The sequence below is a fragment of the Protofrankia sp. CiP1_Cm_nod4 genome (assembly GCF_982290645.1).
In genome coordinates this window covers 5,530-11,107 of record NZ_CEVIVC010000079.1, presented here as the reverse complement: position 1 = coordinate 11,107, position 5,578 = coordinate 5,530, and the positions used below count along the sequence as shown (strand labels likewise).

General features: G+C 74.3%; 5 protein-coding genes. 3 read left to right on the top strand and 2 right to left on the bottom strand.

Going from position 1 to position 5,578, the window contains the following annotated elements:
* Together cofG and AC5LSR_RS15445 are read right to left on the bottom strand one after the other, a co-directional pair.
* Positions 1–1,650: 7,8-didemethyl-8-hydroxy-5-deazariboflavin synthase CofG (gene cofG / locus AC5LSR_RS15450; protein ID WP_493465169.1), on the bottom strand; the 1,650-nt coding region annotated here is incomplete at its 3' end.
* A gap of 153 nt (positions 1,651–1,803) precedes the next feature.
* Positions 1,804–2,055, bottom strand: coding sequence for a hypothetical protein (locus AC5LSR_RS15445; protein ID WP_250285635.1), 252 nt, complete (start codon positions 2,053–2,055; stop codon positions 1,804–1,806).
* Positions 2,056–2,323: 268 nt separating this feature from the next.
* Between AC5LSR_RS15445 and AC5LSR_RS15440 the strand changes: the two genes are divergently transcribed.
* The 3 genes from AC5LSR_RS15440 to AC5LSR_RS15430 all read left to right on the top strand — a co-directional run bounded on the left by AC5LSR_RS15440 (position 2,324) and on the right by AC5LSR_RS15430 (position 5,568).
* Positions 2,324–2,935, top strand: coding sequence for a TetR/AcrR family transcriptional regulator (locus AC5LSR_RS15440; RefSeq protein ID WP_250285636.1), 612 nt, complete (start codon positions 2,324–2,326; stop codon positions 2,933–2,935).
* Positions 2,936–3,143: 208 nt separating this feature from the next.
* Positions 3,144–4,262: a 2-phospho-L-lactate transferase gene (cofD, locus tag AC5LSR_RS15435; protein WP_250285637.1), complete on the top strand. Its 1,119-nt coding sequence runs from the start codon at positions 3,144–3,146 to the stop codon at positions 4,260–4,262.
* Complete coding sequence (locus AC5LSR_RS15430; protein WP_250285638.1) at positions 4,255–5,568, top strand: coenzyme F420-0:L-glutamate ligase; 1,314 nt, start codon at positions 4,255–4,257, stop codon at positions 5,566–5,568. Before cofD ends, AC5LSR_RS15430 begins: the two co-directional genes overlap by 8 nt.
* Positions 5,569–5,578 lie beyond the last annotated feature (10 nt).

The following is a 5,578-nucleotide window of genomic DNA, read 5'->3' as shown; positions in this document are numbered from 1 at the left end:
TGGCGCGGCAGTGCCTCCCGGCACGGCCTCGGCCGGATCGCCCGGCACGGCGTCGCCCGGCACGGCGCGGGCGCCTGTGCCGATCACTCCGTCCGCGCCGGTGCCCGCGGCGCTGACCTGGGCGCGCAGGACGTCCCAGTCGCCGTAGACCGAGGCGAAGTCCGCCCGCCGGTCGCCGCGGCGGCCGGCGACGTCGATGGCCGCCTGCAGGTCGACCCGGCCGCTGTCGGCGAGCCCGCCGTCCGGCTCCTGCCAGGGGCGGCCCACGGCGGCCGCCCCCGCGCGCAGCAGGCCGTCCGGTCCGCTCAGCGCGGCCACGTGCGGGCGCAGCCTGGGGTCCAGCCATGGCTCGTCCAGGTAGGGCGGGTAGGCGGTCAGCCGGGGCCGCAGTGTGAAGCCGGCCGCCGCGGTGACCGCGGTCAGGGCCGCCAGCGCCGGCCAGGGGCGTTCCGGGTTGACGTGGTCCGGAGTCACCGGTGACACCCCGCCCCAGTCGTCGATGCCGGCGGCCAGCAGCAGCGCGCACTCGTCCGGGTCGACCAGGTTCGGCGGCGCCTGCAGCCGCGGGGACGGGCCGAGCACCAGCCGGGCGACGGCGGCCGCCGCGGCGAGCTCCTCGGCGCCGACGTCGGGCGCGTCCCGCATCGCCGTGTCGTCCTTGGCCCGGAAGTTCTGGACGATCACCTCCTGGATGCCGCCGTAGCGGCGGGCCACCGCCCTGATCGCGAACAGCGTCTCGGCGCGCTCCAGGTAGGTCTCGCCGATACCGAGCAGCAGGCCGGTGGTGAACGGCACCGACAGCCGGCCGGCGTCCTCCAGCACCCGCAGCCGGCGGGCCGGCTCCTTGTCGGGCGAGCCGTAGTGCGGGCCGCCCGGGGTGGACCACAGCCGGGTAGCGGTCGTCTCCAGCATCATGCCCATGGACGGCGCGACCGGCTTGAGCCGGGCCAGCTCCTGCCAGGACAGCACCCCGGGGTTCAGGTGCGGCAGCAGCCCGGTCTCCTCCAGGACGGCGATGGCCGCCGCCCGCAGGTAGCCGAGGGTGGAGTCGTAGCCGTGGCTGTCCAGCCACTGGCGCGCCGCCGGCCAGCGCTCCTCCGGACGATCACCCAGGGTGAACAGCGCCTCCGCGCAGCCCGCCGCCGCGCCTTCGCGGGCGATCCCGATGACCTCGTCCAGGCTCAGGTAGGGCGCGGGCAGCCGGTGCGGGACGGTCGCGAACGTGCAGTAGTGGCACCTGTCCCGGCACAGCCGGGACAGGGGGATGAACACCTTCGGCGAATAGGTGATGACGCCCGGGCGCCCGGCCGAGCGCAGGCCGGCGTCGCGGACCCGCGCCGCCGACGCGGACAGGTCGACGAGATCGTCCCCGCGGGCGGTCATCAGCACAGCCGCCTCCACCGCGTCGAGCGGCACGCCGTCGCGGGCCCGGCGCAGCGCGCGCCGCAGCGCCGAGCCCGTGGGCGCCAGGCCGGCTCCGGCGCCGGTGGCTGCTCGGTCACGCGGCCCGCGGCCCGGCCGGGCGGCCGGCCGTACCGGCCGCGCGGCCTCCTGTCCGGCCTCCTGTCCGGCCTTCCGCGTCACCGGCGGTGTGGCGTCGCTGTCCGTACTCCGGGACGGGCCCTGCGCGGGCTCCCGCGATCTCGTCATCTACCCATCCGAATCCCAGCGATCAGATACCGGGCGAGGCCCTCAGTGGCACGATCATGTTCTTCGCGCCGTCGGCGGCCATCGCATCCGGACGCGTCCGGGTACCTCTACCGGACGTGTCCGGGTCAGCAGGTGGTGCCAGCGTGGCGTCAGTCAGGTGGTGATGGCGCGCAGCCGGCCGGCGACACCAAGAATGTTGTATGTCCGGGTACGGACGACGAGCCGGTCACAGCGCCGGGCCCCGAAGTCGTCCGGCGGCGCCGGGGACCTGCCCGCGTTACGGCGTACCTGCGAACGGGTGGCGGCCTCGACCTGTGGATGGCGCGCGTCGGCCAGCGCCCGGGCCAGCGTCGCCGTGAGGACGTCGAGGCTGTGACGCATCACGAGCGGCTTCGGCTGGGACATGAATCGTCCTTTCTGTTACCGCACCGCATGTCGGTGGCACATCCAGTCTCCCCACGCTCTCTAAGCAGAATCAAGAGATACGGCGCATCCAATACGATCCGCCATCTTTTCAAGATCACAACTTGGCGTGACGGAGCGGACCGGACAAATGGCGACCTTGACGGGTGGATACACCGATAACGGGCGACAACCGTTGACATCCATCACGTGCCATCGCCGCGGGGACCTTCCGCACACCGATGGCAGCGCCGGTCGTTAGGCTGATCAGGTGCCGCGTAACCGTCAGGAGGTCCCACGCGAGGAGCGAATAGACGCGCTGTTGGCCATTGCCGAACAGCAGTTCCTCGCCCGCGGCTTCGCCGCCACCTCCGTCGCTGAAATCGCCCGGGCCGCGGGCATCGAGCCGGGCTCCGTCTACTGGTATTTCCGGTCGAAGGACCACGCCTTCGCCGCCGTCCTCAACCGGTTGCTCGACGGTGAGGTCGACCGCATCGACGCGCTCGACGGCGATCCGGCGCAGAAGCTGTTCGCGGCCCTGGATTCGGTCGAGCGCCGGCGTTCCCTGCATCCCTGTGTGGCCGAACGCGCGCCGCACTCCCCGATGGTGATGGAGTACCACGAACGGCTGCGCTCCTGGCTGCACGACCTGGCGCTGGCCACGGTCGCCGACCATGTCGACGCAACGGAACAGGACATCGCCGCGGACACGGTCGTGGCCACCATCGAGGGCGGGCTGGCCGATCCCGCTCCTACCCGGCCGACCAGCAGCCTGGTGCGCTACCTGCTGGCCGCGTTCACCACCCACCACCGCGCGGCCGAGGCCGGCACCTCTCCACCGCCCACCACCCCACCGTCCCGGCCGACGAGCCCGCGGCCATAGGTTTTTGCCGGTCTCCGCGAGTTCTCGCGGTCCGGTTCCCGCGCTCCGGGCACCTGTCCGGGCCTGGCAGCCGCGAGGAGCCGGCGGCCCTGGGACGCGGCCCGCGGTGCCCGCGGCGGCCGGCCCGGCCGTCACCGGTGACGGCATGCGGATAGGGTCGAACGGTGACACAGTCACGGGGCGTGAGTGCGCGGGACGTGAGGGCGCGGTGAGGATCACAGCGCTCGCGGGCGGCATCGGGGGATCCCGTTTCCTGCTCGGTGTGCGGGCCGCGTTGCCCGACGCCGACATCACGGTGATCGGCAACACCGGTGACGACATCACCCTGCACGGCCTGCGCATCTGTCCCGACCTCGACACGGTCATGTACACCCTCGGCGGGGGGATCTCCACCGAACGGGGCTGGGGCCGGGAGGCGGAGACGTTCACCGTGGCCGAGGAACTGGCGGCCTACGGCGTCGGCCCGGCCTGGTTCGGGCTCGGTGACCGCGACCTCGCCACCCACCTCGTCCGCACGCGGATGCTCGACGCCGGCTACTCGCTCACCGACGTGACCGCGGCGCTGTGCCGGCGGTGGCAGCCGGGGCTGCGCCTGCTGCCGATGAGTGACGACCGGGTCGAGACGCACGTGGTCGTCGATACCGACCAGGGGCGGCGGGCCGTGCACTTCCAGGAGTGGTGGCTGGGGATGCGCGCCGCCACCCCGGCCCAGGAGATCATCTCGCTCGGGGCCGAGCGGGCGCGGCCGGCGCCGGGGGTGCTCGACGCGCTCGCGGACGCCGACGTCGTGCTGCTCCCACCGTCGAACCCGGTGGTGTCCATCGGGTCGATCCTCGCCGTGCCCGGGCTGCGGGCGGCGCTGGCCGCGACACCCGCGCCCGTCATCGGAGTGTCCCCGATCATCGGTGGGGCCCCGGTGCGCGGCATGGCGGACGCCTGCCTGCGCGCGATCGGCGTGGCCACCACCGCGGCCGCGGTCGGCGCCCACTACGGCGCCCGCCGTACCCCCGCCACGGGTGAGGGTGGCGGCGAGGCCGGCACCGGCGAGACCATCGATGGCACGGCCGGCAGCGACGCGATCGGTGGGGCCAGTGGTGCTGGGGCTGGCAGCCATGGGGCCGGCGGTGCTGGGGCTGGCAGCCATGGGGCCGGCGGTGGCACGGCCGGCGCCGATACCGGCGGGATTCTCGACGGCTGGCTGGTCGACACCGCCGACACCGGCGCGCAGGTGCCCGGCGTCACGGTGAAGGCCAGGCCGCTGCTGATGACGGACATCGACGCGACCATCGGGATCGTCCGCGCGGCCCTGGAGCTTGCCGGTGTCTGAATCACTGTCCGTCACCGCCGTCACGGGAATCGGCGAGATACGCGCCGGCGACGACCTCGCCGCGATCATCGCGACCGCGTTCGCCGCTCAGAATGTCACGTTACGCGATGGCGACATCCTCGTCGTCACCTCAAAGATCATTTCAAAGGCCGAGGGACGGCTGGTCCCCGCGGGCGGCGACCGGGAGGCCACGCGGCTGGCCGCCATCGAAGCCGAGACCGTCCGCGAGGTCGCCGCCCGGGGGCCGACCCGCATCGTCGAGACCCGGCACGGTTTCGTACTCGCGGGCGCCGGGGTGGACGCGTCCAACGTCCGCAAGGACGAGATCGCCCTGCTGCCGCTCGACCCGGACGCGAGCGCGCGGGCCCTGGTCGACGGCCTGCGGGCCCGCCTGGGCGTGTCCGTGGGCGTCGTCGTCAGCGACACCGCCGGCCGGCCGTGGCGGGCCGGCCTGACCGACCACGCGATCGGTGTCGCGGGGCTGGCCGCGCTGCGCAGCCACATCGGCGACGTCGACCCGTACGGCAACGAGCTGGGCATGACCGAGATCGCCGAGGCGGACGAGCTGGCCGCCGCGGCTGACCTGGTCAAACGGAAGCTTTCCGGGGCGCCGGTGGCGCTCGTGCGCGGTTTCCGCGCGCTCACCGACGACGGTCGCGGGGCCCGGGCGCTGGTCCGCCCGGCGGCGGAGGACATGTTCCGGCTCGGCACCGCCGAGGCCCGGCGCTCGGCGGTCACCGCCCGGCGGACGGTCCGCGAGTTCAGCGACGCGCCCGTGGACCCGCGGGCGCTCCAGCGCGCCTTCGCCGCCGCCGTGACCGCCCCGGCCCCGCACCACACGACCCCGTGGCGGTTCGTGGTCGTCACCGATGCCCGCGACGAGCTGCTGGCGCGGATGGCCGAGGCGTGGGCGGCGGACCTGCGCGCGGACGGCTTCGGCCCGGCCGCGGTCACCCGCCGGCTGGGGCGGGGCGACGTCCTGCGCCGGGCGCCCGTCCTGGTCGTGCCCTGCCTGGTCACCGACGGCGCCCACGGCTATCCCGACCGCCGGCGGGCCGCCGCCGAGGAGCGGATGTTCCTGGTCGCGATGGGGGCCGGCGTGCAGAACATGCTGGTCAGCCTGGCCGCGGAGGGCCTGGGGTCGTGCTGGGTGTCGAGCACCCTGTTCTGCCCGGACGTGGTCCGCGAGGTGCTGCGCCTGCCGGCGGACTGGCAGCCGATGGGCGCGGTGGGGGCCGGCCACCCGGCACGCCCGCCCGAGCCGCGCCCGCCGCGGGACGTCACGCCGTTCGTCGTCACCAGATGACCCGGGCCGC

What these genes read in the sequence shown, in the direction of transcription:
- AC5LSR_RS15445 (WP_250285635.1), bottom strand. Translation starts at nt 2,055, where the DNA reads ATGTCCCAGCCGAAGCCGCTCGTGATGCGTCACAGCCTCGACGTCCTC.